Source organism: Streptomyces sp. NPDC029138, from assembly GCF_055564375.1.
This window is the reverse complement of sequence record NZ_JBVHWM010000047.1, coordinates 49,497-76,128: the sequence shown is the minus strand read 5'-3', so window position 1 is coordinate 76,128 and position 26,632 is coordinate 49,497. Positions and strand designations below refer to the sequence as shown.

25 protein-coding genes are annotated in these 26,632 nt (G+C 70.8%); 6 read left to right on the top strand and 19 right to left on the bottom strand.

Features of this window, described 5'->3' with window-relative positions; genetic code table 11:
* Positions 1-51: 51 nt before the first annotated feature.
* From ACZ4WH_RS29835 to ACZ4WH_RS29795, 9 genes are all read right to left on the bottom strand, one after another.
* A complete protein-coding gene (locus ACZ4WH_RS29835) occupies positions 52-579 on the bottom strand; it encodes a DUF7878 domain-containing protein (protein ID WP_468186414.1) in 528 nt (175 codons plus the stop codon).
* Between the two features lie 35 nt (positions 580-614).
* Entirely contained in the window at positions 615-2,351 is a 1,737-nt protein-coding gene (locus ACZ4WH_RS29830; protein ID WP_468186412.1) for a pyridoxal phosphate-dependent aminotransferase, read from the bottom strand.
* Between the two features lie 102 nt (positions 2,352-2,453).
* Positions 2,454-3,614, bottom strand: a complete 1,161-nt coding sequence (locus tag ACZ4WH_RS29825; protein WP_468186409.1) for an aldose epimerase family protein — start codon at positions 3,612-3,614, stop codon at positions 2,454-2,456.
* 25 nt (positions 3,615-3,639) lie between these two features.
* Complete coding sequence (gene mmsB / locus ACZ4WH_RS29820) at positions 3,640-4,884, bottom strand: multiple monosaccharide ABC transporter permease (RefSeq protein WP_468186407.1); 1,245 nt, start codon at positions 4,882-4,884, stop codon at positions 3,640-3,642.
* Positions 4,881-6,431, bottom strand: coding sequence for a multiple monosaccharide ABC transporter ATP-binding protein (gene mmsA / locus ACZ4WH_RS29815; protein WP_468186404.1), 1,551 nt, complete (start codon positions 6,429-6,431; stop codon positions 4,881-4,883). Before mmsA ends, mmsB begins: the two co-directional genes overlap by 4 nt.
* A gap of 36 nt (positions 6,432-6,467) precedes the next feature.
* Complete coding sequence (gene chvE / locus ACZ4WH_RS29810) at positions 6,468-7,577, bottom strand: multiple monosaccharide ABC transporter substrate-binding protein (RefSeq protein ID WP_468186401.1); 1,110 nt, start codon at positions 7,575-7,577, stop codon at positions 6,468-6,470.
* 309 nt (positions 7,578-7,886) lie between these two features.
* Positions 7,887-8,864 (bottom strand): hypothetical protein, encoded by a 978-nt coding sequence (locus tag ACZ4WH_RS29805; RefSeq protein ID WP_468186398.1) that lies wholly within the window; start codon positions 8,862-8,864, stop codon positions 7,887-7,889.
* Between the two features lie 114 nt (positions 8,865-8,978).
* Positions 8,979-9,983 carry a zinc-dependent alcohol dehydrogenase gene (locus tag ACZ4WH_RS29800; RefSeq protein ID WP_468186395.1) on the bottom strand — a complete coding sequence of 335 codons (1,005 nt, stop codon included), beginning with the start codon at positions 9,981-9,983 and terminating at the stop codon, positions 8,979-8,981.
* Positions 9,980-11,137, bottom strand: coding sequence for a mandelate racemase/muconate lactonizing enzyme family protein (locus tag ACZ4WH_RS29795; RefSeq protein WP_468186392.1), 1,158 nt, complete (start codon positions 11,135-11,137; stop codon positions 9,980-9,982). Before ACZ4WH_RS29795 ends, ACZ4WH_RS29800 begins: the two co-directional genes overlap by 4 nt.
* 200 nt (positions 11,138-11,337) lie before the next feature.
* Between ACZ4WH_RS29795 and ACZ4WH_RS29790 the strand changes: the two genes are divergently transcribed.
* Both ACZ4WH_RS29790 and ACZ4WH_RS29785 read left to right on the top strand, forming a co-directional pair.
* Complete coding sequence (locus tag ACZ4WH_RS29790) at positions 11,338-12,201, top strand: SCO2400 family protein (RefSeq protein ID WP_468186389.1); 864 nt, start codon at positions 11,338-11,340, stop codon at positions 12,199-12,201.
* Positions 12,202-12,450: 249 nt separating this feature from the next.
* Positions 12,451-13,611: a serine hydrolase domain-containing protein gene (locus ACZ4WH_RS29785; protein ID WP_468186386.1), complete on the top strand. Its 1,161-nt coding sequence runs from the start codon at positions 12,451-12,453 to the stop codon at positions 13,609-13,611.
* A 105-nt stretch (positions 13,612-13,716) separates the two neighbouring features.
* On the opposite strand, the gene ACZ4WH_RS29780 is transcribed toward ACZ4WH_RS29785, so the two are convergent.
* Together ACZ4WH_RS29780 and ACZ4WH_RS29775 are read right to left on the bottom strand one after the other, a co-directional pair.
* Positions 13,717-14,136 carry an organic hydroperoxide resistance protein gene (locus ACZ4WH_RS29780; protein ID WP_365699381.1) on the bottom strand — a complete coding sequence of 140 codons (420 nt, stop codon included), beginning with the start codon at positions 14,134-14,136 and terminating at the stop codon, positions 13,717-13,719.
* 94 nt (positions 14,137-14,230) lie between these two features.
* Positions 14,231-15,229 (bottom strand): NADP-dependent oxidoreductase, encoded by a 999-nt coding sequence (locus ACZ4WH_RS29775; protein WP_468186383.1) that lies wholly within the window; start codon positions 15,227-15,229, stop codon positions 14,231-14,233.
* Positions 15,230-15,326: 97 nt separating this feature from the next.
* On the opposite strand from ACZ4WH_RS29775, the gene ACZ4WH_RS29770 reads away from it, so the two are divergent.
* The 3 genes from ACZ4WH_RS29770 to ACZ4WH_RS29760 all read left to right on the top strand — a co-directional run bounded on the left by ACZ4WH_RS29770 (position 15,327) and on the right by ACZ4WH_RS29760 (position 17,247).
* Positions 15,327-15,764: a MarR family winged helix-turn-helix transcriptional regulator gene (locus ACZ4WH_RS29770; RefSeq protein ID WP_468186380.1), complete on the top strand. Its 438-nt coding sequence runs from the start codon at positions 15,327-15,329 to the stop codon at positions 15,762-15,764.
* A 77-nt stretch (positions 15,765-15,841) separates the two neighbouring features.
* Positions 15,842-16,636 carry an EI24 domain-containing protein gene (locus ACZ4WH_RS29765; RefSeq protein WP_468186377.1) on the top strand — a complete coding sequence of 265 codons (795 nt, stop codon included), beginning with the start codon at positions 15,842-15,844 and terminating at the stop codon, positions 16,634-16,636.
* Positions 16,633-17,247, top strand: a complete 615-nt coding sequence (locus ACZ4WH_RS29760; RefSeq protein ID WP_468186374.1) for a LysE family translocator — start codon at positions 16,633-16,635, stop codon at positions 17,245-17,247. The genes ACZ4WH_RS29765 and ACZ4WH_RS29760 overlap by 4 nt, the downstream gene beginning before the upstream one ends.
* Here the strand turns inward: ACZ4WH_RS29760 and ACZ4WH_RS29755 are convergent.
* The 3 genes from ACZ4WH_RS29755 to ACZ4WH_RS29745 form a co-directional block, all read right to left on the bottom strand.
* On the bottom strand, positions 17,219-18,460 hold the full coding sequence (locus ACZ4WH_RS29755) for a pyroglutamyl-peptidase I (protein ID WP_468186371.1): 1,242 nt from the start codon (positions 18,458-18,460) through the stop codon (positions 17,219-17,221). The genes ACZ4WH_RS29760 and ACZ4WH_RS29755 overlap by 29 nt on opposite strands.
* Before the next feature lie 405 nt (positions 18,461-18,865).
* A complete protein-coding gene (locus tag ACZ4WH_RS29750; protein WP_468186368.1) occupies positions 18,866-19,843 on the bottom strand; it encodes an aldose epimerase family protein in 978 nt (325 codons plus the stop codon).
* A 15-nt stretch (positions 19,844-19,858) separates the two neighbouring features.
* Positions 19,859-20,743, bottom strand: coding sequence for an SGNH/GDSL hydrolase family protein (locus ACZ4WH_RS29745; protein ID WP_468186365.1), 885 nt, complete (start codon positions 20,741-20,743; stop codon positions 19,859-19,861).
* 256 nt (positions 20,744-20,999) lie between these two features.
* Between ACZ4WH_RS29745 and ACZ4WH_RS29740 the strand changes: the two genes are divergently transcribed.
* On the top strand, positions 21,000-21,494 hold the full coding sequence (locus ACZ4WH_RS29740; protein ID WP_468186362.1) for a DUF3145 domain-containing protein: 495 nt from the start codon (positions 21,000-21,002) through the stop codon (positions 21,492-21,494).
* Between the two features lie 67 nt (positions 21,495-21,561).
* Here the strand turns inward: ACZ4WH_RS29740 and fabF are convergent, their stop codons facing one another.
* The 5 genes from fabF to fasR form a co-directional block, all read right to left on the bottom strand.
* Entirely contained in the window at positions 21,562-22,824 is a 1,263-nt protein-coding gene (gene fabF / locus ACZ4WH_RS29735) for a beta-ketoacyl-ACP synthase II (protein WP_468186359.1), read from the bottom strand.
* Positions 22,825-22,930: 106 nt separating this feature from the next.
* Positions 22,931-23,179 (bottom strand): acyl carrier protein, encoded by a 249-nt coding sequence (locus ACZ4WH_RS29730; RefSeq protein ID WP_018545314.1) that lies wholly within the window; start codon positions 23,177-23,179, stop codon positions 22,931-22,933.
* An 81-nt stretch (positions 23,180-23,260) separates the two neighbouring features.
* On the bottom strand, positions 23,261-24,292 hold the full coding sequence (locus ACZ4WH_RS29725; RefSeq protein WP_468186356.1) for a beta-ketoacyl-ACP synthase 3: 1,032 nt from the start codon (positions 24,290-24,292) through the stop codon (positions 23,261-23,263).
* Between the two features lie 10 nt (positions 24,293-24,302).
* A complete protein-coding gene (locus ACZ4WH_RS29720; RefSeq protein WP_468186353.1) occupies positions 24,303-25,220 on the bottom strand; it encodes an ACP S-malonyltransferase in 918 nt (305 codons plus the stop codon).
* 89 nt (positions 25,221-25,309) lie between these two features.
* Positions 25,310-26,515, bottom strand: a complete 1,206-nt coding sequence (fasR, locus tag ACZ4WH_RS29715; RefSeq protein WP_468186350.1) for a fatty acid biosynthesis transcriptional regulator FasR — start codon at positions 26,513-26,515, stop codon at positions 25,310-25,312.
* Between the last annotated feature and the right edge of the window lie 117 nt (positions 26,516-26,632).

Sequence of the window (26,632 nt, the reverse complement as noted above, 5' to 3'; positions counted from 1 at the left end):
GACGCGGACCGCGGAAGCACGACACTGACCGAGAAGCGAGCGGCCCAACGGTCACTTGCCGCCAACGCCCACACGCCCAACCTCCCCGGCCCCGGGTGAGTCATGGACGCGCGATACAGAAGAGATCAGGGCGGGGTCGGCGCCGAGGGCCGTGATGTCCTCGCGGACCGTGTCCGTGAACCGCGTCAGCTCTGCCACCAGGACGTCCCGGGCGACCGGCGCGGTCCAGTCGTCCGGCTCGAGGACCGAGCCGACCCGCCAGCCGTCGGCGGTCTCCTCGATCCGTACGGTGCCCAGCTCCTCGAAGGACATCGACTCGAAGCAGAAGCCGTCCCGTGCCTGCCGTTCCCGGTCCCGCTCGTCCCGCTGCGACTCCCCTTCCAGCCAGGCGACCAGGGCGCGTGCCAGCTCGGCGACCGGGAAGTCCTCCACCGCGCACACCGTCCGCTCACCGTCCCGGATGACGAGGTCCGCCTCCAGGTCCACCAGCAGTACGTGCACGGGCGCGGACGCGGGCGTCATGCCGCGCCTCGGCAGGTCCGAGGTGTTCAGGTTCTCGTACGCGACAGTGACCGCCATACGGACGAACCTATCAATCGTGCAGGTGGGAGGCGTCAAACGGCCGCTTGGCCCGTCCCGGCCGCGTTGGGCCAGCTCCGCGCGTTGGGCCAGCCGGTCGCGGGGGCCGGGGTCAGGCCGGCGGCGGGTGCCGGGGCCGTCATCCCGCGGACCTGGGCGGCGGTGAGCCCGCCACGGGCCGGAACGCCGGGCGGAGTGGGGGCGACGGCCGCGGCGGGCGCGAACGGTACGGGTGCGGGTGCCGGGACGGGCGCAGGGGCCACGGGCGCCGGGACCGGCGCCGGTGCGGGAGCCGGTACCGGGGTGGGGACCGCAGGTGCGGGAGCCGGTACCGGTGCCGGGATGGGGGTCGCCGGTGCGGGTGCCGGTGCCGGCATCACGGCCGCTGCGGCGGCCGGCGTCGGCGCGGGTGCCGGTGGGAACGCCGGCTGTCCGGTCGGCGTGGGCAGTGGCTGGGCTGCCGCCGGCATCGGCATCCCGCCGCCGGCCGGCGTCACGGCGGCGGGGAGCGGCATGCCGGTGCCGGCGGCCGGAGCGGGGCCCGCCGGGGTGAGCCGCAGGCCGGCCCCGTTGGTCTCGCTGACCAGCCGGTCCACCGCCGCCGTACCCGAGCTGTAGCTGGTCCCGGTGCCCGGCTCGGGTACGGCGGCTCCCCTCCCGGACCCGTAGAGCACCTGTTCCAGGCCGGACACCAGGCGACGCACGTCGACCTGGGGGCGCACCACGAGCCGCAGGAAGCGGCTGGAGGATCCGATCTTGTTGCCGCACTCGCGGACCAGGACCCGGTGCTCGGTGAGCATCCGGTCCCGCACCACCGTGCCCTCGGCGCCGACGGGCAGGCGCACGAAGAGGAAGTTGCCCTGGGAGGGGTAGACGGTGAGGCCGGGGAGCGCGGAGAGGTGGCTGGCCATCTCCAGGCGGTCGCGGCGGACCTGCTGGAGGCTCTGGGCGTACTCGGGGCCGTGCTCCTTCAGCATGAACACCACGTGCTCGGCGAAGGAGTTGAGGTTCCACTTCGGCAGCATGGAGCGGACCTTGCCCGCGAGCGCCGGGTTGGCGACGAGGTAGCCGAAGCGGATGCCGTGCAGGCCGAAGTTCTTGCCGAGGCTGCGCAGGACGATCACGTTGGGGCGGAGCATGGCCTCCTGGACGACGCTCGGCGCGGCCTCCGCGTCGGCGAACTCCAGGAAGGACTCGTCGATCACCACGAGGTCGAGGTCCGCCATGGCGTCCATGAACTGCACGATCTGCTGACGGCGCAGATAGCCGCCGTCGGGGTTGTTGGGGTTGCAGATCACGGCCACCCGGGTGCCCCGGGCGCGGATGAACTCGGCGTACTGGGTGAGGTCCAGGGCGAAGCCGTTCGCCTCCTGGAGCGGGAACATGTCGACCCGCTTGCCGGTCTCCATCGGCTGGTCGGTCCAGCGGCCGAAGGTGGGGACCGGGATCGCCAGCGACTCCCGGACGAGGAGGTGGTCGATCCAGGTGATCAGCTCCGTGGAGCCGTTGCCCATGGCCACGCACTGCGGCGGGAGCTGGAGCAGGTCGCACAGTTCCGCGGTGATGGTGTCGGCGCTGCTGGGGTAGTACGTGACGATCTCGCGCAGCCGGCCCGCCATCTCCTCGAACATGGCGGGCGTAGGGAAGTACGGATTGCACGGAATGCAGAAGTCCACCGGGCCGGTCCCGTCGCCGCCCTCTCGCGTCAGCGCCGCCATGGAGGGGCTGTGCGCGGCGGTGCCGCGGAACAACGAGGTGACGTTGCCGGCCAAGGGAACCTCCGTCCAAGGGTGGCCCGTGCGGGGGAGCACGGGCCACCCTTCGATACGGAGGAGACGGCGGTGGCGTTCAACTCACCGGCTGTGTGAGCCGGTTCACGCCCCGAAGGTGTGGATGGTCGACGTCCGGTACGTCTGCCCCGGCCTGAGCACCGTCGACGGGAAGTTCGCGTGGTTCGGCGAGTCCGGGAAGTGCTGCGTCTCCAGGCACAGGGCGTCGCCCTGCCGGTAGGTGCGGCCGCCGGTGCCGGTGAGCGTCCCGTCGAGGAAGTTGCCGGAGTAGAACTGGAGGCCTGGCTGGTCGGTGGCGATCTTCAGGGTGCGGCCGGAGCGCGGGTCGCGCAGGGTGGCGATGTGCTCGGGCTTCGCCGTGATCCCCTTGTCCAGCGCCCAGTTGTGGTCGTACCCCTTGGCCTGCACCTGCTGCTCGTGGCCCGCCCGGATGTCCCGGCCGATCGGCTTGGCGTGCCGGAAGTCGAACGGGGTGCCCGCGACCCTGGCCAGCTCGCCGGTGGGGATCAGGCCGGAGTCGGTGGGGGTGTAGCGGGCGGCGGCGATCGTGAGTTCGTGGTCCTCGATCGTGCCGCTGCCCTCGCCGGCCAGGTTCCAGTAGACGTGACTGGTGAGGTTGACGACGGTGGCCTTGTCGGTGGTGGCCTCGTAGTCGATGCGCCAGTCGCCGTGCCGGGTGAGGGTGTACGTGACGGTCGTCCGCAGCGTGCCCGGGTAGCCCATCTCTCCGTCGACGCTGGTGTAGTGCAGGCGCAGTCCGACGTCGGAGCCCTTGGCGAACGGTTCCACGTCCCACACGTGCTTGTCGAAGCCCTGGGCCCCGCCGTGCAGGCTGTTTGCGCTGTCGTTCACGGACAGCTGGTACGACGTCCCGTCCAGCGTGAACCGGCCCTTGCCGATGCGGTTGCCGTACCGGCCGATCAGCGCGCCGAAGTACGGGCTCTTCGCCACGTAGTCGGCGATGTTGTCGAAGCCCGCCACGACGTTGGCGTACCGGCCGTGGCGGTCGGGCAGCTCCAGGGTCTGGACGATGCCGCCGTAGGACAGCACCTTCAGCCGGGTGCCGCCGTTCTCCAGCGACCAGCGGTACACCTTCGTGCCGTCGGCGAGCGTGCCGAAGAGTTCCCTCACCGGCTTGTGGCCTCCCGAACCGGTGGCGGCCTGGGCGCTGCCCGTGCCGAGGGTGCTGGCGGCGAGGCCCGCCGCGGCTGCTCCCGCGATGACCGTGCGTCTGTTCAGTTCCATAGGTGCGGCTCCGTTTTCTGGGCGCTTACGAACCGGACTTGCGCTTGTTCCACACATCGAACCCGACCGCCACCAGCAGGGCGAGGCCCTTGATGACCTGCTGCCAGTCGGTGCCGACGCTGAGGAGGTTCATGCCGTTGTTCAGCACGCCGAGGACGAGACCGCCGATGATGGCGCCGAGGACGGTGCCGACACCGCCGCTCATGGACGCGCCACCGATGAACGAGGAGGCGATGGCCTCCAGTTCGAAGTTGACGCCCGCCTTCGGTGAGGCCGCGTTCAGCCGGGCGGCGACCACCAGACCCGCCAGGGCCGCGAGCACGCCCATGTTCAGGAAGACGTAGAAGGTGACCTTCTTGTCCTTCACGCCGGACAGCTTGGCCGCCGGCAGGTTGCCGCCGATCGCGTAGATGTGCCGGCCGAAGACCGCGTTGCGCATGACGTAGCCGTAGCCGACGACCAGCGCGCCGAGGATGATCAGCACGATCGGGGCGCCCTTGTAGCTGGCGAGCAGCAGGGTGAGGGCGAGGATCGCGGCGACCAGGGCGGTCAGTTTGAGCAGGAACAGCCGGGTCGGCAGCACGTCCAGGGAGAACTCCTGCTGGCGGCGGCGGTCCCGGAACTCCTGCCACACCACGGCCGCGATCAGGACGAGCCCGAGCAGCAGGGTGAGGTTGTGGTAGTTGGTGTTCGGGCCGACCTCGGGCAGGAAGCCGTTGCCGAGCTTCTGGAGACCGTCGGGGAACGGGCCGAGGGTCTGGCCCTTGAGCAGGATCTCCGTGAGGCCGCGGAAGAGGAGCATCCCGGCGAGGGTGACGATGAAGGACGGTATGCCGAGATAGGCGATCAGATAACCCTGGACCGAGCCGGCGACCGCCCCGACCACCAGGCACAGGACCAGCGCGACGGGCCAGGAGATCCCGTGTTGCACGGTCAGTACGGCCGCGAAGGCGCCGACGAACGCGGTGAGCGAGCCGACCGACAGGTCGATGTGCCCGGCGATGATCACCAGCATCATGCCGATCGCGAGGATCAGGATGTAGCTGTTCTGGAGCACCAGGTTGGAGACGTTGCGCGGCAGCAGCAGGTCCCCGTTCGTCCAGATCGCGAAGAGGACCACGATCAGGCCGAGCGCGATCAGCATGCCGTACTGGCGCATGTTGCGGCGCAGACCGGCCAGCATCACGCCGAGCAGTCCCCCGTCGGCAGCCGGTCCGCTCTTGCCCGGCGGCGCGGGGGCCGGGCTCTTGGCGGTCACATCCGTGCTCATCGCGTTACCTCTTTGTCCTTCGTCATATGGCGCATCAGCACTTCCTGCGTGGCCTCGGCCCGCGGCACCTCACCGGTCAGCCGCCCGGCGGCCATCGTGTAGATGCGGTCGCACATGCCGAGCAGCTCGGGAAGCTCGGAGGAGATGAAGACGACCGCCTTGCCCTGGGCGGCGAGCTGGTCGATGACCGTGTAGATCTCGTACTTGGCGCCCACGTCGATGCCGCGGGTCGGTTCGTCGAGGATCAGCACGTCCGGCCCGGCGAAGATCCACTTGCTCAGGACGACCTTCTGCTGGTTGCCGCCGGAGAGCTTGCCCACCGGCTCGAAGACCGTGGGTGCCTTGATGTTCATGGACTTCCGGAAGCCCTCGGCGACCTGCCGCTCCTCGTGCTCGTCCACCACACCCCGCTTGGCGACCTTCGCGAGGGCGGTCAGCGAGATGTTCCGGTTGATGGTGTCGATGAGGTTCAGGCCGTAGTGCTTGCGGTCCTCGGTCACGTACGCGATGCCGTGCCCGATCGCCTCCGCCACGGTCTTCGTGCGGATCTCCGTGCCGTCCTTCAGGACCGTGCCGGCCGCGTACCGGCCGTAGGTCCGGCCGAAGACGCTCATCGCGAGTTCGGTGCGGCCCGCGCCCATCAGGCCCGCGATGCCGACGATCTCGCCGCGGCGCACGTTCAGCGACACGTCGTCCACGACCTTGCGCTGCTGGTCGATCGGGTGGAACACGGTCCAGCCGCGGATCTCCAGCGCCGGTGCCGCGCCCTCCTCGGGCTGGTGCGGGGTGCGCTCGGGGAAGCGGTGGTCGAGGTCGCGGCCGACCATGCCGGCGATGATCCGCTCCTCGGTCGTCTCCGGCGCCTTCACATCGAGGGTCTCGATGGACCGGCCGTCCCGGATGATCGTCACCGAGTCGGCGACCTTGCGGATCTCGTTGAGCTTGTGGGAGATGATGATCGAGGTGATGCCCTGGTTCTTCAGCTCCAGGATCAGATCGAGGAGCTTGCCGCTGTCCTCGTCGTTCAGGGCCGCCGTCGGCTCGTCCAGGATCAGCAGTTTCACCTGCTTGGACAGCGCCTTGGCGATCTCCACCAGCTGCTGCTTGCCCACGCCGATGTCGGCGACCCGGGTCTCCGGGTGCTCGTCCAGACCGACCCGGCGCAGCAACTGGGTGGCGTGGCGCAGGGTCTCGCGCCAGTTGATGAGTCCGCGCGTGGCGTGCTCGTTGCCGAGGAAGAGGTTCTCCGCGATGGACAGATGCGGCACCAGCGCCAGTTCCTGGTGGATGATGACGATGCCGTGCTGCTCGCTCGCCCGGATGTCCTTGAACTGGCAGGTCTCTGACTCGAAGAGGATGTCCCCCTCGTAACTGCCGTACGGGTGGACGCCGGAGAGCACCTTCATCAGGGTGGACTTGCCGGCGCCGTTCTCCCCGCAGATGGCATGGACCTCGCCCTGCTGGACGGTCAGGGTGACGTCCGACAGCGCCTTGACACCGGGAAAGGTCTTGACGATCGAGCGCATTTCCAGGACGGGTCCCGCCATGGTCGTGCCTTCCAATCCGTTGGGAACAGGGGCGGGTTACTTGAGGTCGGCCTCGGTGTAGTAACCGCCGTCGACCAGCACCTGCTTGTAGTTCGACTTGTCGACGCTCACCGGCTGGAGCAGGTAGGCGGGCACGACCTTGGTCCCGTTGTCGTAGGTCTTGGTGTCGTTGACCTCGGGCTTCTTGCCCTTCAGGGAGTCGTCCATCATCGAGGCGGCGACCTCGGCGAGCTTGCGGAGGTCCTTGTAGACGGTCTGCGTCTGCTGACCGGAGATGATCGACTTCACCGAGGCCAGCTCGGCGTCCTGCCCGGTGATGACCGGCAGCGGCTTGCTGCCCGAGCCGTAGCCGTCCGACTTGAGGGCGGACAGGATGCCGATGGAGATGCCGTCGTACGGCGAGAGGACCGCGTCGACCCGGCCGCTCTTGTAGGAGGAGGTGAGGATGTCCTCCATGCGCTTCTGCGCGGTGGTGCCGTCCCAGCGCAGGGTGACGACCTTGTTCAGCGCGGTCTGGCCGGACTTGACCACCAGCTGCTTCTTGTCGATGTACGGCTGGAGGACGCTCATGGCGCCGCCGAAGAAGTACTTGGTGTTGTTGTCGTCGTTGGAGCCGGCGAACAGCTCGATGTTGAAGGGGCCCTTCTTGCCCTTGGTCAGCCCGAGCTTGTCGACGATGTACTGGCCCTGGAGCTTGCCGACCTTCTCGTTGTCGAACGATGCGTAGTAGTCGACGTTCTTGCTGCCGAGGATCAGCCGGTCGTAGGAGATGACCGGGATGTTCGCGTCCGCGGCCTGCTGGAGCACGCTGTTCAGGGACTTGTTGTCGATGGCCGCGATGATCAGGCCCTTGACGCCCTGCGTGATCAGGTTCTCGATCTGGGAGACCTGCTGCTCCGGGTCGTCCTCGCCGTAGACCAGCTTGGTCTTGTAGCCCTTGGCCTCCAGATCCTTGACGACGTTCTTGCCGTCGGAGATCCAGCGCTCGGAGGACTTGGTCGGCATGGCGATGCCGATGGTGGCGCCCTTGACGTCGCCCGACTTCTCCTTGCTGCCGCCCTCGCCGCTCTGGCCGCAGGCGGTGAGGGTGAGGGCGAGCGAGGCGGCTCCGGCTATGGCGGCCAGGGCGCTTCTGCGAGTGCGCATGGTGATCGGTCCCTGTTCTTCTCGTCGTTGAGAGCTTGTTGAGCGAGGTCGGTGAAGCGCCCCGAAGGGGCGCGGGGGGGGGGGGGGGGGGGGGGGGGGGGGGGGGGGGGGGGGGGGGGGGGGGAGAGGAGGAGAAACCCCCTATCCCCCCCCCCCCCCCCCCCCCCCCCCCCCCCCCCCCCCCCCCCCCCCCCCCTCTCTTCCCCCCCCCCCCCCCCCCCCCCCCCCCCCCCCCCCCGGGGCTGCGGTCGATATGCGGCTCCGCCGCGTGGGCGCGACCAGCCGCAGACGGCCCGCAGCCCCCATCGGTCATCCAGTGGCACCTTCGGAGGGGAACCGGTTCAAAGCCCCCGGCAGCCGGGAGCCGAGCGGCGCCATGTCGCCGTCCGCGCCGTGCCGGGCGAGCAGGTCCAGGGCGAGCCGGCCGCGCCGCACCCGCTCCCGGGCGGTGTCCAGGGTCACGTCCCGCAGGTGGGTGCCCCACGGGTAGATGCCGGGGGCCTTGGAGAGACCGAACTTGAGGTAGAGCGGTGCGCCGCGCCGGATCAGCTCGGCGACCTCGTACATCCGGATGTAGCCGCCGAGGTCGTCGGGGGCCTCGATGTACATGTCCATGGGGGCGCCGGAGACCCGGCGGATCTCGGTGAGGTGGTCCAGCGTCAGATCGCTGGGCACGTTGACGGAGTCGGCGCCGAGCCGCTCGTAGACGGCGTACGAGGCCGGGTTGACCGGGCCGATGAGCGCCGAGACCTTCAGCGTGGTGTCGGCCGGGATGATGCCGGCCTGGCGGGCCCGGTGCAGGGTCCACAGCACGCCCTCGTCGGCGACCAGCAGGCACTTGACGCCCAGCTCGGTGGCCCGGACGGCGTCCTCGACGCAGCCGGCGACGGCGTCGTGGCCCCGGGCGCGCAGCCCGGCCCCCCGCGAGTCGGACCGCACCGAGCCGCCGATGTCCCAGGTGCCGCGCGGGCCGGTGAACAGGCAGAGTTCGATGTCGCGTTCGCCGGTGGCGTCGACCATCTCGGTGATCTCGGCGTCGGTGAGCATCCACACGCCGCTGCCCTGGCTGATCCGGTGGATCGGCACATCGAGGCGCGAGGCTTCCTTGAGGACGACCGCCAGCGCTTCGGGACCCTCGCACGAGGGGATCTCGGTGCGCCAGCGACCGCCGCCCGGGAAGCTGTGGGCGGAGGCGTCGGCGGGGTCGAGGGCGGGCGCGCCGAGGCCGAGTGCGGCGAGCACCTGCTCGCCGGGCCTGCGGGCTGCCGGAGCGGAAGCGTCGGTCACAAGCTGTCCTTAGTGTTCGGTATTTCGGACAAGGTTCGCGGCTCTGGGGAGAAAAAAGGCGTTGGGTGTACGCCGGTCAGGGCGCCGTCAGGTCACGCCCTGACCGGCGTACGGTCAGGGGCGGAGCAGCACCTTGCCCACCTTGGGATCGCCGGCCCCCACCAGCTCGATGGCCTGCGGGAACTCGGTCAGCGGCAGCTCATGGGTGACCAGCGGCAGCGGGTCCAGCAGCCCGGCGCGGAACACCCGTACGGCGTGCGCCCAGGCGTCCGGCGGCGCCCCGAAGACGGTGTGCACCTCCAGCTGCCGTACGACGAGATCGGTCGGGTCGAGCCCGTCCGCGCCCGCCGCCGGAATCCCGGTGAGGACCAGGCGCCCACCGCGCCGCAGCAGCGCGGCGGCGGTACGCGCGGCGGACGCCGATCCGGCGGTCTCGATCACCACGTCGAAGTCGTCGGGCAGCTCCTGGTCCTTCAGCCGGAAGTCGCTCGCCCCGAACCGCCGGGACAGCGCCTCCCGGTCGTTCCGCGTGCCGACGACGAGCAGCTCCACCGGCGAGACGGCCTTCAGGAACTGCACGGCGAACATGCCGAGGGTGCCCGTGCCGACCACCGCGACCCGCTCGCCCGGCTGGGCGTTCGCCTTCAGCGCGGCGGCCGCGATACAGGCGGCCGGCTCCAGCAGGGCGGCGGCGGTGAGGTCGGCGTCGTCCGGCAGGGCGTGCAGCAGCCGGGCGGGCAGGGTGAGCGTGGCCGCCATGGCGCCCGGCTGGGTGAAGCCGGTCTCCTCGTACCCGGCCGAGCACAGCGTGGTCTCGCCCGCGTGGCAGCGTTCGCACACCTGGCAGTTGCGGAAGCCCTCGCCGACGACCTTCCGGCCGACGAGCGAACCCGGCACCCCGGCACCCACCGCCGTGACCGTCCCCGACCACTCGTGTCCGGGCGTGAGCGGATACCGCACATACCCTTCCGGCCGGTTGCCCTGGTACACCTCGCGGTCGCTGCCGCAGATGCCGGCCGCGTGCACCGCGACCAGCGCCTCGCCGGGACCGGGCTGCCGAGGCGTGTGGGCCTCGACCCGGTGCACGCCCGGCGCCTCGATCAGAACCTGCGAACTCACTTCGTGCCCTTCGGCTTGCGCTGCTCCCAGCCCTCGGCCCACAGGTCGAACCGGGCCTGCTGCTGCGGGAACTCCGCCGCCGCGTCGACGTCCAGCTCGACACCGAGCCCCGGCGCGTCGGAGAGGTGGAAGTAACCGTCCACGACCTGCGGCGCCCCCTTGACCACCTTCTTGATCTCCGCGTCCGCGAAGTCGTTGAAGTGCTCGAGGATCTTGAAGTTCGGGGAGGTGAACCCGACCTGGAGGGAGGCGGCGGTGAGCACCGACCCGCCCACGTTGTGCGGGGCGACGAGCATGTAGTGCGTCTCGGCGGTGGCGGCCAGCTTCCGGGTCTCCCAGATGCCGCCGATGTGGCCGACGTCGGGCTGGATGATGTCCACGGCCTGGCTGTCGAACAGCTCGCGGAACTCGATCCGGTCGTGGATGCGCTCACCGGTGGCCACCGGGATGTCGACCTTGGCCGCGACCTTCTCCAGCGCCTTCAGGTTCTCCGGCGGCACCGGCTCCTCCAGCCAGGCCGGCTTGAACGGCGCCATCTCCTTGGCCAGCCGGACGGCGGTGGCGGGGGAGAAGCGGCCGTGCATCTCCAGCATCAGCTCGGCCTCCGGGCCGATCGCGTCCCGAACGGCCTCGATGAGCGAGACCGCGTACAGGGTCTCCTGGTGGTCCAGCTCGAAGTGCCCGGTGCCGAACGGGTCGATCTTCAGCGCCTGGTAACCGCGCTCCACGACCCCCTGCGCGGCCTTGTGGTACGCCTCCGGGGTTCGCTCGGTCGTGTACCACCCGTTGGCGTACGCCTTGACCTTGTCGGTCACCTTCCCGCCGAGCAGCTGCCACACCGGCACGCCGAGCGCCTTGCCCTTGATGTCCCAGCACGCCATCTCGATCACCGCGATGCCGGACATGACGATCTCACCGGCCCGCCCGTAGTCGCCGTACTTCATCCGGCGCACGAGGTCCTCGACAGCGAACGGGTCGGATCCGAGAATGTGATTGGCCTCGGCCTCCCGCAGATAGCCGATCAGCGCGTCGGTGTGCCCGAGCATCCGGGTCTCGCCGACTCCCGTGATGCCCTCGTCGGTGTGCACCTGGACGTAGGTCAGGTTGCGCCACGGCGTGCCGACCACGTGCGTGCTGATTCCGGTGATGCGCACGGCAGTTGCCCCTCAGCTGTTCGAGATTTCGTCACACGTTCGAAATGCTGGCGTGACAGTAAGGACGGTCCGGCAGGGGTGTCAATGGGTCGAACAGGTAACGGTTTCGGCAAGACTTTCGAGAACTCTTTCGACCCCGCACCAAACCTTCACAGGGACGCCTGGAACCGGAACCGTGCGGACTCTAGTCTTCCCGCGTCATGGACTACTGCCTCCCGTGCCAACGGCACCTCAATGGCGCCCTGGCCTGCCCGGGGTGTGGAACTCCGGCCGACCGGCTCGCGGCCCCCACGGCCGCGCACGCGCGCGGGCACGAGCACGGGCATGCGCAGACATCGACGCCGCAAGAGCAGTCGTACGAGCAGCCGTACGAGTCGTCGTACGAGGAGCCGTACGGCGGCCCGGACGCCCCCGGGGAACCGGAGCGGCCGGAGCAACCGGAACGGGCGGAGTCGGAGGTCGGCGAAGCCGACGAGAGGGAGGCCGGCGATTCCGGCGACGACATGGCCGCCCCGGCCGGCCGGCGAGCCCGGGCCGGGGCCGAGGGCAGCCGCCGCGACCGCAAGGCCGCCGCACACCGCCGCCGGCGCCGCCGTACCGTCCTGATCGCCGCCGGTTTCGTCCTCGCGGCCGGCGGGCTCAGCCTCGCCGAACTGGGCACGGACGCGCCCTTCTCGCCCTTCTCCAGCGACGCCCCGGCCCCAGCCGGGGGCGCCTCGGCGGACGGCGGCGCCGCCTCCGCCGCGCCCGAGCACACCGCCGACCCGATAGGCGCCACGTCCGGCACCACCCCGCGCGCGGGCGACTCGGCATCCCCCGACGCCTCGGCCTCCGCCTCCGCCTCGAAGTCCCCGAAGGACAAGGATTCCGCTTCCCCCTCCGCCGAGAACACCGGCACGGCGCAGCAGTCGGCCACGACGGGCTCCGGTACGACGCCGACGACCCCGGCCGCCCCGCCCCCCAGCCGGCCCACCACCCCGACCGCGGAGCCGACGACCACCGCGCCCACGCCCGAGCCGTCGCCCACCAAGACCTGCGACCGCTTCCTGTGGTGGTGCACCTGAGTGCGTCCGGGCGCGCCTGAGGGCGTCCGCCGGCATCCGCCTGCATCCGCGTGAACGTGAAGCACACACCGGCGCACCCCCGCCACTCCGCGCCATCCGCCATCCGGGGCATCCGTGACACCCCCCGGCCCTCACGGGGGTTGAGTCGAACAGGCACGTCTCGCCGTACCGGTCTCGGGAACGCCCGATGTCAGGGAGGGCGTTGTGCCGAGGGGGAGCAGCGAGCAGCGGATCGGTCGAGGAGAGCGGATGACGCAGGAGATCACCGTCCAGGGCACGGTCGCCGAGGGCTTCGAGTCGGTGCGCGAGGAGTTCGCCGCCTTCGTCGCCGAGGAACGAGACGACTACGAGGGCCAGTTGTGCGCGTACGTCCATGGACGGCGGGTCGTGGATCTGTGGGCGGGCGCTGGGGTGACGGGTGACTCGCTGTACGGCGTGTACTCGGCCACCAAGGGCGCGGCCCATCTGGTGGCGGCGCTGCTCGTGCAGGACGGCACGCTGGAGCTGGACCGGAAAGTCACGTACTACTGGCCGGAGTTCGCCGCCGAGGGCAAGGGCGCGCTGACCCTGCGGGACCTGCTGGCGCACCGCGCGGGGCTGGTCGGCACCGACACCGGGTTCAGCATCGCCGAGCTGGCCGACGACCGGATGATCGCCGAACGCCTCGCCGACCAGCGGCCGTTCTGGCGGCCGGGCACGGCGTTCGGCTACCACGCGCTGGTGATCGGCGCGCTGACCGGCGAGGTCGTCCGCCGGGCGACGGGCCGTACGCTCCAGGAGGTGTACGAGGAGCGGGTCCGCGCCCCCCATGGCCTCGACCTCCACCTGGGCCTGCCGGAGGCGCACGAGCCGCGCTTCCGCACGGTCCGGCCGATGCTGCCGACGCCCGCGCAGCAGGCGCTGCTCGACGCCGTGCCGACCGGCCCGCACACCCTCGGGTCGATCGCCTTCAACCGGCACGGCGCGGAGCCCACCGACCTGGAGAGCCTGCCGAACGAGCGGCTGATCCGCGCGCAGGGGCCCGCCTCGGTGGGCGGGATCGGCTCGGCGCGCGGTCTCGCGGGCATGTACGCGGCGATGATCAGCGAGGTGGACGGCAGGACCCCGCTGCTGAAGGGCGACACGCTGGCGGAGTTCGCCCAGATCCACTCCACCGGGTACGACCTGGTGGCCCGCGTCCACAAGTCCTTCGGCCTCGGCTTCCAGGCGACGGCCGACATCTGGCACCCCTTCCTGGGCGCGGGCACGATCGGCCACAGCGGCGCGAACGGCGTCCAGGCTTTCGCGGACCCGCACAGCGGCATCGCCTACGGCTACACGAGGCGCAGGTTCGCTTTCCCGGGCGGAGCGGCCCCGGAGAACAACAGACTCGCGGCGGCCGTCCAGCAGGCGGCTCTGGCAACGCCCTGAAGGGGCGTGGGGCTGTGTGGGCGCGAGAACCACACACGACCCACACCTAAAGCAGCCGCACCCCACGTCCAAGGATGCGGCTGCCGATGTGAGGAACGACGAAGGTCAGACCAGCGTCACGCTGATGTTCCCGCGAGTCGCCTTCGAGTAGGGGCACACCTGGTGGGCCTTCTCCAGCAGTTCCCGCGCGGTGGCCTCGTCGACGTTCGGGATGCTCGCCGAGATCTCCACGATGATCCCGAACCCCTCGTCGTTCTTGCCGATGCCGACCTTGGCCGTGACGGTGGACCCGGACACGTCGGCACCCTCCTGACGGGCGACGACCCCCAGCGCCCCCTGGAAGCACGCGCTGTAACCGGCGGCGAAGAGCTGCTCCGGATTGGTCCCGGACCCGCTGCCGCCCATCTCCTTCGGCGGGTTGACGACGACGTCGAGTCGGCCGTCATCCGTGGCGACACGCCCGTCGCGGCCGTTCTCGGCGGTGGCGACAGCGGTGTACAGGACGTCGGACTGCGTGATGGGCATGCGGTTGTCCTCCTCCTCGGTCCGCCGCGACTCGCGCCCACGATCGCGACGGATTTCGGAAAGAAACTACCGCATGCCGGAAAGCGAGTGAAGGCTAGAGCTTGACGACCATCTTGCCGATGTTGTCGCCGCGCAGCACCCCGAGGAACGCCTCCAGGGTGTTCTCGATGCCCTCGGCCACGGTCTCCCGGTACTTCAGCGCGCCCGAGGCGACCCACGGGCCGACCTCCTGGACGAACTGCGGTTGAAGGTCGTAGTGGTCGCCGACCAGGAAGCCCTCGATCCGGCCGCGCGTCTGGATCAGACGGGCGAGGTTCTTCGGGCCGGGCGCGGGCTCGGTGTTGTTGTAGACCGAGATCATGCCGCAGACGGCGATCCGGCCGCCCTGGTTCAGCGAACCGATCGCGGCCTCCAGGTGGTCCCCGCCGACGTTGTCGAAGTAGACGTCGATGCCGTCGGGCGCCGCCTGGCGCAGCTGCTCGGCGACCGGGCCGTTCTTGTAGTTGAACGCGGCGTCGAAGCCGTACTCGTCCACGAGCAGCTTGACCTTCTCGTCGGAGCCGGCCGAGCCGATGACCCGCGAGGCGCCCTTGAGCTTCGCGATCTGGCCCACCTGGCTGCCCACGGCCCCGGCGGCGCCCGACACGAACACGATGTCGCCCTCCTTGAAGGAGGCGGTGCGCAGCAGGCCGGCGTAGGCGGTCAGGCCGGTCATGCCGAGGACGCCCAGGTAGGTCGACAGGGGCGCGGCCTGCGGGTCGACCTTCACGGCGCTCTTCGCGTCCACGGCCGCGTACGCGCGCCAGCCGAAGAAGTGCAGGACGTGGTCGCCGACGGAGATGCCCTCGGCGCGGGACTCGATCACCTCGCCGACCGCGCCGCCCTGCATGACCTTGCCCAGCTCGAAGGGGGCGACGTAGGACTTGGCGGCGCTCATCCTGCCGCGCATGTACGGGTCGACGGAGAGGTACTTGTTCCGCACCAGCACCTGACCCTCGCCCGGGGTCGGGACCGGCGCCTCGACGAGGGCGAAGTCCTCGGGCTTCGGCCAGCCGACGGGACGGCTGAGCAGGTGCCACTCGCGGTTGATCATGACGGAGCCTTTCGTGTTACATCAGTTACTTCAGTACCTGAAACAACCATGCTCCTGAATATTTCAGGATGTCAAGTAACCGGGTATCCTGGTGAGCATGCCCACCCCATCGAAGACCCACCGCCCCGACGCCCTGACCCTGGAAGTGGTCGAGCTGATCGGTGACGTCGTGGCCCGCTTCTACGCGGACTACGAGGAGGCGGCGGGCGAGCACACGCTGACCGGCCCGCAGGCCAGGCTGCTCAGCCTGCTCTCGCTGGAACCGCTGCCCATGCGCAAGCTGGCCCAGAAGCTCAAGTGCGAGCCGTCGAACGTCACCGGGATCGTGGACCGGCTGGAGTCCCGCGGCCTGGTGGAGCGCCGCCCCGACCCGGCCGACCGCCGGGTCAAGGTCGCCGCCGCCACCGAGGAGGGCCGCCGGGTGGCCCGGGACCTGCGCGAGAGCCTGCACTTCGCCCGCGAGCCGCTCGCCGCCCTCACCGACGACCAGCGCCGCTCCCTGCGCGACCTGCTCCGCCGCATGCTGGACGCCTGAGAGCCCGCCCGGTCACCGGCCGGCCGCCCGGTCACCGGCCATCCGCGCTGTCCCACCGAGCCAGTAAAGTCCTCGCCATGCGCGATCTTGGGGTGGGTTTCGGGTATCTGCTGAAGGGCCAGCGATGGGTGGCCCGGCACGGGCGGAGTTACGGCTTCGGGCTGCTGCCCGGCCTGATCACGCTGGTGCTGTACGCCGCCGCGCTGGTCGCCCTCGCCCTGTGGGGTGCGGACGCGGTCAGCTGGGCGACCCCGTTCGCGGACGACTGGTCCAGCCCCTGGCAGGGCCTGTTCCGCGGCTTCCTGACGGCCGTCCTCTTCGCCCTCGGCCTGCTGCTGGCCGTGCTGACGTTCACCGCCGTCACCCTGCTGGTCGGCCAGCCCTTCTACGAGAACCTGTCGGAGAGGGTCGACGCCGACGTCTCGCCCGACGGCACCGCTCCCGTCTCGGACCTCCCGCTCTGGCGCGAGCTGTGGATCTCGGCCCGGGACAGTCTGCGCGTCCTGGTGCGGGCCGCCCTGTGGGGCGTCCTGCTCTTCGCCCTCGGCTTCCTGCCGTTCGTCGGGCAGACGGTCGTCCCCGTGGTCGGCTTCTTCGTCACCGGCTTCTTCCTCACCGAGGAACTCGCCGCCGTGGCGATGCAGCGCCGGGGCGTCGACCTGCGCGCCCGGCTCACCCTGCTCCGCTCCCGCAAGACCCTGGTCTGGGGCTTCGGCACGCCCCTGGGCCTGGCCTTCCTGGTCCCGTTCGTCGCGGTGTTCCTGATGCCGGGCGCGGTCGCGGGCGCCACGCTCCTCGCCCGCGACCTCCTGGGCGAGGAGACCGGCGAGAACGGCGCCGACGAGCCCGAAGTGGAGGACGTCACCCCGTGACCGAGATGCTCGCCGTAGCCGTCATCACCGTCCTGGCCGTCATCGCCCCCGGCGCCGACTTCGCGATGGTCGTCCGCAACAGCTACCTGTACGGCCGCCGCACCGGACTGCTCGCCGCCACCGGGGTCGCCGCCGGCGTACTGGTCCACGTCACCTACACCATGCTCGGCGTGGGCCTGCTGATCGCCTCCTCCACCTTCCTGTTCACGGTCGTCAAGCTGGTCGGCGCGGCCTACCTCGTCCACCTCGGCGTACGCACCTTCCGCGCGCGCGGCGAGGTGAAGGTGGACCTGGAGCACAGCACGGAGCTGACCCCGCTCGCCGCGCTGCGCACCGGCTTTCTCACCAACGTCCTCAACCCCAAGACGACCCTGTTCGTCGTCTCCACGTTCGCCCAGGTCGTCAGCCCCGGTACGCCCGTCCACCAGCAGGTGGGCTACGGCCTGTTCATGTCGCTGGCCCACCTGCTGTGGTTCGGCGTGGTCGCGCTCTTCTTCTCGCAGGAGCGCATGCGCACGCTGATGCTCCGGGCCCAGAAGGTCCTCAACAAGGTCGTCGGGTCCGTCCTGGCCGGTCTCGGCGTCAGCCTGGCCTTCGCTCCGTCGCACTGACGGACACGGCGACGATCGCCCGGACCTGCGCGATGATGTCCAGCCGGTTGCGCACGAACTCGGGGTCGGTCACCTCCGAGGTGTTCCCGGCCCCGAACTGGAGCACCGGGGTGTGCACATGCCCGCCCGGCAGCGTGTCGCGCAGCCCGAGCCGGTCCCGCAGCAGGGTGGCCCGGTAGGCGATCTCGTTGGAGAGGTAGTCGCCGCCGGCCCCGGCACGGGCGGTGGAGCCGGGGGTCGGCCCGTCCGGCCGTACGACGGGCGCGGTGCCTCCGGCCGGTATCTCGGTCACCTCGGTGTGGTCGTACACGGGGAAGCGGCCCGTCTGCGCGGCCACGATGGCGGTGTACGGCAGGGTGGTGCCCGTCCACTGCGGCTGCGACGCCGGATCGGTGACCGGGATGGTCTCGGTCCGGCTCGCGTTGTCGTTGTCCGGGAAGCCGCCCCGCCAGGCGCCGTTGGTCCGCTCGATGTCGAACCGGCCGACGCGGCCCTGGCTCACGGTCGTGAACAGGTCAACCTTCGGCAGATACGGCCGCAGTGTCCGCTCCACCGTGCCGTCGGCGAAGTCCTGCCAGCGCACCGGGAACACGGCGGTCTCGACGCGGGCCGGTCCCCGCGCCGTCTCGACGACCGTGCCGTCCAGCGCGAGCGCCGCCGCCCCGGACGGGTTGGAGATGCGGATGTCCCGGTCGAGCGTGAAGGGGTCGAACCCGGTGAGCAGCACTCGCCGCAGGTGCCCCTTCCCCGGACAGCGGATGTCGGTCTGCCCGCGCGAGGTCCGCTCCAACTGATCAAGAAGCGCGTCCCGTTGCTCGTCGGTGAGCCCGAACTCCGGCTTCCACACGCGCACTTCCCGGGTCATGCCCAGCCGGGCCCAGTACAGCGGCCGGTCGTCGTCCCGGCTCAGATCGCCACCGGCCGGCCCCCGCCCCTGCGCCCGCTCCACGGCCCGCCGCCACAGCGCGGACCCCTGCCGTACGACGATGCGGCGGGCCTGCGCGTAGGAGTGCGCGTGGTGCAGAGCGCGCTCGAACTCCGGTGCCGCGTCGGCGAATCCGGAGCGCCGGAGGATCTCCTGCGGTACGGCCTTGTCGAGCCGCTGTTCCTCGACGGTGGGGGAGGAGGCGGTGGTGGCGGAGGCCGTGCTCGTGGGTGCGGACAGGCCGGTCAACAGGGCCAGGCCGAGGAGGCCGAGGCGTATACGGGTCAAGGGAGTTCGGGTCCTTCCGTCGCTGTGGGGCGCGTCGTGCGGTGGACGGCCGCAGTATCGCGTGACAGAAGTGACCTACGCCATGGTGCGTACGATCCCGTATCCGCGCACACCTCACGGACATCACCAAGCTCGACGAATGCGGCGCCAGGACGTGGGGGCGCTACCGGCGGCCGTACCGCGGGCGCGGTGACCGAATGCGGCTGTCGGTGACGGCGAAGGCGTGGGCAAGTGTGAAGGGTTCGTACGAGATCTCCGCCGGACGCTCGATCGCGGACCGCCGCGTCATCACGACGATTAACGTCTGATCCAGGACAAGTCCCCCCGCCGGGGACGCGTCTCCGCCGGCAGCCCCGGTCCGGGAACCTGACCCCTGGACCGGGGCTTCACGGCCTGCGGGATCGGTTACCGGCCCCGGACGCCGAAGCCGTACACGGTCTCGGAACGGAAGACCTCGCCGGGCCGCAGCACCGTGCTCGGGAACTCCGGCCGGTTGGGGGAGTCCGGGAAGTGCTGCGTCTCCAGGGCGATCCCGGCTCCGGGGCCGAGCGGCCCGGACAGATGGTCGGCGGTGTACAGCTGGATGCCCGGCTCGGTCGTGGCCACCGTCAGGGTCCGCCCGGACGCCGGGTCGTGCAGCTCGGCCACCTCCTGCGCCGCCTCGGTCACGCCCTTGTCCAGGGCGAAGTTGTGGTCGTAGCCGGAGCCCGTCTTCCGGGCCGTACGGAAGTCGAAGCGGGAGCCGGACACGTCCTCCAGCGCGCCGGTCGGGATCAGGTCCCCGTCCACCGGCGTGTACCGGGACGCGGCCAGCCGCAGCTCATGCCCGGCCGCGTCACCGGAACCGCTCAGGTTCCAGTACGTGTGACTGGTCAGGTTGAGGACCGTCGGCGCGTCCGTGACCGCCTCGTAGGCGATCCGCAGCGCGCCCGACGCGTCGAGCGTGTACGTCACCGCCACCTCCAGCCGCCCCGGGAAGCCCTCCTCGCCGTGCGGGCTGACCCGGCTCAGGCGGACGCCGTGCGGGACCGGCGCCACCTCCCACACCCGCTTGTCGAACCCGCGTTCACCGCCGTGCAGCGAGTTCGGGCCGTTGTTGCGGGCCAGCGCGTACGTCCGGCCGTCCAGCGGGAACCGGCCGCCCGCGATCCGGTTCGCGTACCGGCCGATCACGGCACCCAGATACGGCTCCGGATGCTCCAGATAGCCGTCGAGATCCGGGAAGCCCAGCGCCACGTCCCCCGTCCGCCCGGCGCCGTCCGGGACCTCCACGGACTGCACGATCCCGCCGTACGACAGCACCCGCACCCGCACCCCGCCGCGCTCCAGCGTCCACCGGTGCACCGCCGTGCCGTCGGGGAGTGTGCCGAAAAGTTCGTTCATGTGGGAAACCCTAGGTCACGGATTTCGCGCCGTGATCCGCCGGTACGCGATCTCCGCCAGCCGCGCCTGACCGTCCTTGCTGGGATGGAACCAGTCCCAGTGGCTGAGCTGGTCCGTGCCGAAGCGGTAGTCGTACACCGCGTCGCCGTCGAAGCGGCAGCGGCGGTCCTTGGCGCAGACCTCCTTCAGCACCTGGTTGTACTCCACCACCCGCTGCTGCACGGAGTCCCGGCGCAGCATCGCCGCGCTGGTCAGATCGTCCGCGTCGCCCAACATCGACGGGCAGATGCCCAGCTTCCACACCTGCTTGCCCAGCTGGTTGGTCCGGCCCTGCGACCACAGCCGCTTCAGATTCGGCACGCTCGCCACGTACACCTGCGTCTTCGGCAGCGCCGAGCGCAGCGTGCGCAGCGCCTCCTCGAAGTCCGCGCGGAAGTCGGCCACCGGGGTCATCGCCGACGCCGAGGCCCGGCAGGCGTCGTTCGCCCCCACCATCACCGTCACCAACTGCGGCCCGCGGGAGACCGCCTGCTCCATCTGCTCTGGCAGGTCCGCCATCCGGGCGCCCGTCACCGCGTAGTTCCAGCTGCGCTCCGCCGCCCCCGTCACGCCCAGCAGCCGCACCGCCAGGCTGTCCACCCTGGCGTCGCTGCCCGTCGCCCACGACACCTCCGGGCAGTCCGACAGGACCGTGCACGCGTCGAAGCCGCGCGTGATGGAGTCGCCCACCGCGGCGATCGAGTCGGGGCTGCGGTCCCACACCGGGGGCCGGACCGCGCGCGCCTCGGTGCCCGCCGGCGCCGGCGCGCTCCCGTCCCCGTCGTCACATCCGGCGGCGCCCAGCAGCACGGCCGTCACGACGGCGAGAACGGCCCGTACACGGTGGCTTCGCTTCCGCATCCCTGCTGTTCCCCTCGTTCGACGGACGGCACTCCCTCCCCTGACAACGTGCGAGGGTTCCCGGCCCGGCACCCCGGGAACGGCACACCCCCGTACAAGCGTCCCCCTGGGTGAATGGCGGCGGTTTCCTGGCACCGGGACCGACGGTACGTCACACTCCTTGCCCCGCCGCAGGGTAGCCTCGCCATCAACGCGGCCGTCGTGCCACTGCCGCCCAGCCAGTCCGCAAGATGTCCCGCTCTGCCCGGAGGTTCCGGTGACGACACGTGGAGTTCTGTACGTGCACTCCGCGCCGCGCGCGCTGTGCCCGCACGTCGAGTGGGCCGTCGCCGGGGTGCTCGGCACGCGCGTCAACCTCGACTGGATCCGGCAGCCCGCGGCCCCCGGCACCTGGCGCTCGGAGTTCTCCTGGCAGGGCGAGGCCGGCACCGCCTCCAAACTCGCCTCGGCGCTGCGCGGCTGGCACCTGCTGCGCTTCGAGGTCACCGCCGAGCCGTGCGCGACCGCCGAGGGCGAGCGCTACAGCTGCACCCCCGACCTCGGCATCTTCCACGCCGTCACCGGCATCCACGGCGACATCCTGATCCCCGAGGACCGCCTCCGCGCCGCGCTGAGCCGGTCCAAGCAGGGAGAGACCGACCTGGAGGCGGAGATCGCCAAGCTCCTGGGCAAGCCCTGGGACGACGAACTGGAGCCGTTCCGCTACGCGGGCGAGGGCGCCCCGGTCCGCTGGCTGCACCAGGTGGTGTGACGTCGCGCACGTACCGGACACGCCGAAGGGCCCTCACCTGCCGGTGAGGGCCCTTCGCCGATGTTTCTCAGATCGTCCGGAACGCCAGGACCACGTTGTGTCCGCCGAAGCCGAACGAGTCGTTCAGCGCGGCGATACGGCCCTCGGGCAGAGCCCGCGCCTCACCGACGACCACGTCCGCGTTGACCTCGGGGTCGAGGTTGTCCACGTTGATGGTCGGCGGAGCCGTACGGTTCACCAGCGCCAGGATCGACGCGACGGTCTCCACACCGCCGGCACCGCCCAGCAGGTGACCGGTCATCGACTTGGTCGCGGAGATCGCCATGTGGTCGACGTCGTCGCCGAACACCTTCCGCAGCGCCTTGATCTCGGCCACGTCACCCTGTGGCGTCGAGGTGGCGTGCGCGTTCACGTGGACGATCTCGGCCGGCTTCAGGTCCGTGTTGTCCAGCAGGTTCTGGAGCGCGTGCGCGATCCCGTTGCCGGACGGCTCCGGCTGCGTGATGTGGTGCGCGTCGGCGGAGATGCCCTGCCCGACCGCCTCGGCGTAGATCCGGGCGCCGCGGGCCTTCGCGTGCTCCTCGGACTCCAGGACGATCACACCGGCGCCCTCGCCGAGCACGAAGCCGTCACGACCGGAGTCGTACGGACGCGAGGCGCCCTGCGGGTCGTCGTTGTTCTTGGACATCGCCATCATGTTGCCGAACGCGGCGATGGGAAGCGGGTGGATGGCGGCCTCGGTACCACCGGCCACGACCACGTCCGCACGCCCGGTGCGGATCATCTCGATCGCGTACCCGATGGCCTCCGCGCCCGAGGCGCAGGCCGAGACCGGGGTGTGCACACCGGCGCGGGCACCCAGCTCGATCCCGACGTTGGCCGCCGGGGAGTTGGGCATCAGCATCGGCACGGTGTGCGGGGAGACACGGCGTACGCCCTTCTCCTTGAGCACGTCGTACTGGTCCAGCAGGGTCGTCACGCCGCCGATGCCGGAGGCGATGACCGCGCCGAGACGGTCGGGGTTCACGGACGAGTCCTCACCGGCCCTGGCGGTGAAACCGGCGTCCTTCCAGGCCTCCTGAGCGGCGATCAGCGCGAACTGCGCGGACCGGTCCAGCTTGCGGGCCTGCGGGCGGGGGATGATCTCGCCCGGCTCGACGGCGATCTGCGCGGCGATCCGGACCGGCAGCTGCGCCGCCCACTCCTGCTCCAGCAGGCTGACACCGGACGTGCCGGCGACAAGGGCCTCCCAGGTCGAGGCTGCGTCGCCACCCAGCGGTGTGGTTGCGCCGATACCGGTGACGACCACGGTGCGATTGGTCGGGCTCACGGGAATTCTTTCTCCAACGGATACGGGAGGACTACCCCCGCGTCAGCGGGGATTACGGCGCCACCGCCGGGTGGCGGGGCTTGCAGCCTGTGGCCTACGGGGTGGCTCAGGCCTGGTGCTTGAGGATGTAGTCGGTCGCGTCGCCGACCGTCTTGAGGTTCTTGACGTCCTCGTCCGGGATCTTCACGTCGAAGCGCTCCTCGGCGGCGACGACGACCTCGACCATGGACAGCGAGTCGACGTCCAGGTCGTCGGTGAAGGACTTGTCCAGCTGGACGTCCTCGGTGGGGATCCCGGCGATCTCGTTCACGATCTCGGCGAGACCGGCGACGATCTCTTCCTGAGTGGCGGCCATGTCAGGCGCTCCTTCTTCGATAATCCAGACGGTTTGTGGCAGTTGTCCCCCTGCCGGATCGCATGATCCGGCACGGAGTGCCTAGGGGAGGGTAACGACCGTGGCGGCGTAGACGAGACCCGCCCCGAATCCGATGACGAGCGCGGTGTCGCCGCTCTTCGCCTCCCCGGTCGCCAGGAGCCGCTCCATCGCGAGCGGGATCGAGGCGGCCGAGGTGTTGCCGGTGGTGCGGATGTCACGGGCGACCGTGACATGCTCCGGCAGCTTCAGTGTCTTCACCATCGAGTCGATGATCCGCACATTGGCCTGGTGCGGGATGAAGACGTCCAGGTCGTCCGCGGTGATTCCGGCCGCGTCCAGCGCCTGCTGGGCGACCTTCGCCATCTCGAACACGGCCCAGCGGAACACCGCCTGGCCCTCCTGCGTGATCGCAGGGAACTTGATGTTGCCCTGGCTGTCCAGGGGCAGCTGGGAGACGTCGCCGACGGCGAACCGGTCCCAGGAGACGGTCTGCTTGATGGTCTCGGACTTGTCGCCCTCGGAGCCCCACACGGTCGGGCCGATCGCCGGCTCGTTCGAGGGGCCGACCACGACCGCGCCGGCGCCGTCACCGAACAGGAACGCGGTCGCCCGGTCCTCCAGGTCGGTCAGGTCGCTCAGCCGCTCCACGCCGATCACGAGCACGTACGCGGCGGAACCTTCCACCACCATGCCCTTGGCGAGGGTGAGGCCGTAGCCGAAGCCCGCGCAGCCGGCCGAGATGTCGAAGGCGGCGGCCTTGTCGGTGCCCAGCCTGTCGGCGATCTCGGTGGCGACGGCCGGGGTCTGGCTGAAGTGCGAGACGGTCGAGACGACCACCGCGCCGATCTGCTCGGCGTCGATGCCGGCGTCCGCGATCGCCTTGCCGGAGGCCTCGATCGCCATCGCGGCCACGGTCTCCTCCGGACCCGCCCAGTGCCGGGTCTCGATGCCGGAGCGCGAGCGGATCCACTCGTCGGACGAGTCGATCTTCTCGAGGATCACCTCGTTCGGCACGACCCGGGTCGGCCGGTAGCCGCCGACGCCGAGGATGCGCGCATACGGGGCACCCTTGCTGGGCTTGATCTTCGCCATGTACGGCTCCTTAGGCACCGGCGTGCTCTGCGAGCAGAGCGCGGGCCGCGTCGAGGTCGTCGGGGGTCTTCAGGGCCAGCGTCGCGACACCGGGCAGGGCCCGCTTGGCCAGGCCGGTCAGGGTGCCGCCCGGGCACACCTCGACGAGCGCGGTGACGCCCAGCTCCTGGAAGGTCTCCATGCACAGGTCCCAGCGCACGGGGTTGGCGACCTGGCCGACCAGCCGCTCCAGCACCTCCGTACCGGACGCGACGGCCTTGCCGTCCTTGTTGGAGACGTAAGGAACCTTGGGGTCGGCCGGCGACAGCTGCGCCGCGGCCTTGGCCAGGGTCTCGACCGCGGGCGCCATGTGCCGGGTGTGGAAGGCACCGGCCACCTTCAGCGGGATGACCTTGCGCACGCCCTCGGGCTTGTCCTCGGCCAGCACGGCCAGCTGCTCCAGCGTGCCGGCGGCGACGATCTGACCCGCGCCGTTGATGTTCGCCGGAGTCAGGCCCAGCTTCTCCAGGTGCGGGAGGGTCACCTCGGGGGCGCCGCCGAGCAGCGCCGCCATGCCGGTCTCGGTGACCGCGGCGGCGTCGGCCATCGCCAGACCCCGCTTGCGCACGAGACCGAGGGCGGCCGTGTCGTCCAGGACACCGGCGAAGGCGGCGGCGGTGATCTCACCGACACTGTGCCCGGCGACCGCACCGGGGTTGATGTCACCGAGTGCCGCGGAGGACAGGAGGCCGGCGGCCACGAGCAGCGGCTGGGCCACCGCGGTGTCCCGGATGGCGTCGGCGTCGGCCTGGGTGCCGTAGTGCACGAGGTCCAGTCCGATGGCGTCCGACCAGGCGGCGACGCGGTCGGCGGCACCGGGCAGTTCGAGCCAGGGGGTCAGGAAGCCGGGCGTCTGAGCGCCCTGGCCGGGAGCGACGAGTACGAGCACTCTCACACTCTCTCTTGGGGACGGGCACGGCCGCCCGTGAGGACAAGGACGAAGAACACGAAGGGCTTTTGTGGGCCTCCGACAAAACCCTATGCCTGGGTTTCGGCGTCGGCCAGACGCCCCAGGATGAGCGCGATCCGTAGTGTGAACGCGGATCGTACATCCGAAGGCGACCATCCGGTGACGTCAGTCACACGTCGGAGCCGGTAGCGGACGGTGTTCGGGTGAACGAAGAGCATCCTCGCCGCGCCTTCCAGGCTGCTCGCCTGCTCCAGGTAGACACTCAGGGTTTCCAGGAGCGCCGAGCCCGCCTCCTCGAGCGGTCTGTAGATCTCCTCCACCAACTGCTCACGGGCGCTGGGATCACCCGCGATGGCCCGCTCCGGCAGGAGATCGTCCGCCAGCACCGGACGCGGCGCGTCCTGCCAGGCGGAACAGGCCTTCAGCCCCGCGGCAGCGGCCTGCGCGGACCGGGTGGCGGCCAGCAGATCGGGTACGACGGGTCCCGCGACGACCGGTCCGGCGGCGAACGGGCCGATCAGCGACTTGGCCACGGCGAGCGGATTGGCGCTGCCACCGGCGACGACGACCAGCCGGTCGCCGAGCACCCCGGTGAGCACCTGGAGCTTGGCGTGCCGGGCGGCCCGCCGGATGGCCTCGACCGTCAGCTCGCTGTCCCCGTCCGGCGCGGTCCCGAGCACGACGCACACATGCTCGGGCGAGTTCCAGCCCAGCGCGGCGGCCCGGCTGACGGCCCCCTCGTCCGCCTCCCCGCTCAGCACCGCGTTCACGACCAGCGACTCCAGCCGCGCGTCCCAGGCACCCCGTGCCTCGGCGGCCTGGGCGTACACCTGGGCGGTGGCGAAGGCGATCTCCCGGGCGTACACGAGCAGCGCCTCGCGCAGCACGCTCTCGTCGCCCGGGGCCGCCACCTCGTCGATGGCGGACTCCATGACCTCGATGGTGGTCCGCACCATCTCCACGGTCTGCCGCAGCGTGATGGCCCGGGTCAGCTCACGCGGCGCGGTCCCGAAGACGTCCGTGGAGATCGCCTGGGGTGCGTCCGGGCGCCGGAACCACTCGGTGAAGGCCGCGATGCCCGCCTGGGCGACGAGACCGATCCAGGAACGGTTCTCCGGGGGCATGGCCCGGTACCACGGCAGGGTCTCGTCCATCCGCGCGATGGCCTGCGCGGCCAGGCTCCCGGAGGACTTCTCCAGTCGCTTCAGGGTCGCGGCGTGCGCGTGGACGTCGTGGGCTGCGGGATCGCCGTTGTGGGATTCGGGTTCGGGCACGGGGACAAGACTGCCTTATCGGGCCGGGCCCATGCGCCGCCGGGGTTGTGCTTGACGGCTCGGTCGCCTCCGGGGGCGCCTCAGCCGGTGTTGAGGGGCCGACGCGTTGGGACTGTG

What these genes read in the sequence shown, in the direction of transcription:
- ACZ4WH_RS29835 (WP_468186414.1), bottom strand. Translation starts at nt 579, where the DNA reads ATGGCGGTCACTGTCGCGTACGAGAACCTGAACACCTCGGACCTGCCG.
- ACZ4WH_RS29825 (WP_468186409.1), bottom strand. Translation starts at nt 3,614, where the DNA reads ATGGAACTGAACAGACGCACGGTCATCGCGGGAGCAGCCGCGGCGGGC.
- mmsB (WP_468186407.1), bottom strand. Translation starts at nt 4,884, where the DNA reads ATGAGCACGGATGTGACCGCCAAGAGCCCGGCCCCCGCGCCGCCGGGC.
- mmsA (WP_468186404.1), bottom strand. Translation starts at nt 6,431, where the DNA reads ATGGCGGGACCCGTCCTGGAAATGCGCTCGATCGTCAAGACCTTTCCC.
- chvE (WP_468186401.1), bottom strand. Translation starts at nt 7,577, where the DNA reads ATGCGCACTCGCAGAAGCGCCCTGGCCGCCATAGCCGGAGCCGCCTCG.
- ACZ4WH_RS29790 (WP_468186389.1), top strand. Translation starts at nt 11,338, where the DNA reads ATGGACTACTGCCTCCCGTGCCAACGGCACCTCAATGGCGCCCTGGCC.
- ACZ4WH_RS29785 (WP_468186386.1), top strand. Translation starts at nt 12,451, where the DNA reads ATGACGCAGGAGATCACCGTCCAGGGCACGGTCGCCGAGGGCTTCGAG.
- ACZ4WH_RS29780 (WP_365699381.1), bottom strand. Translation starts at nt 14,136, where the DNA reads ATGCCCATCACGCAGTCCGACGTCCTGTACACCGCTGTCGCCACCGCC.
- ACZ4WH_RS29775 (WP_468186383.1), bottom strand. Translation starts at nt 15,229, where the DNA reads ATGATCAACCGCGAGTGGCACCTGCTCAGCCGTCCCGTCGGCTGGCCG.
- ACZ4WH_RS29770 (WP_468186380.1), top strand. Translation starts at nt 15,327, where the DNA reads ATGCCCACCCCATCGAAGACCCACCGCCCCGACGCCCTGACCCTGGAA.
- ACZ4WH_RS29765 (WP_468186377.1), top strand. Translation starts at nt 15,842, where the DNA reads ATGCGCGATCTTGGGGTGGGTTTCGGGTATCTGCTGAAGGGCCAGCGA.
- ACZ4WH_RS29750 (WP_468186368.1), bottom strand. Translation starts at nt 19,843, where the DNA reads ATGAACGAACTTTTCGGCACACTCCCCGACGGCACGGCGGTGCACCGG.
- ACZ4WH_RS29745 (WP_468186365.1), bottom strand. Translation starts at nt 20,743, where the DNA reads ATGCGGAAGCGAAGCCACCGTGTACGGGCCGTTCTCGCCGTCGTGACG.
- ACZ4WH_RS29730 (WP_018545314.1), bottom strand. Translation starts at nt 23,179, where the DNA reads ATGGCCGCCACTCAGGAAGAGATCGTCGCCGGTCTCGCCGAGATCGTG.
- ACZ4WH_RS29725 (WP_468186356.1), bottom strand. Translation starts at nt 24,292, where the DNA reads ATGGCGAAGATCAAGCCCAGCAAGGGTGCCCCGTATGCGCGCATCCTC.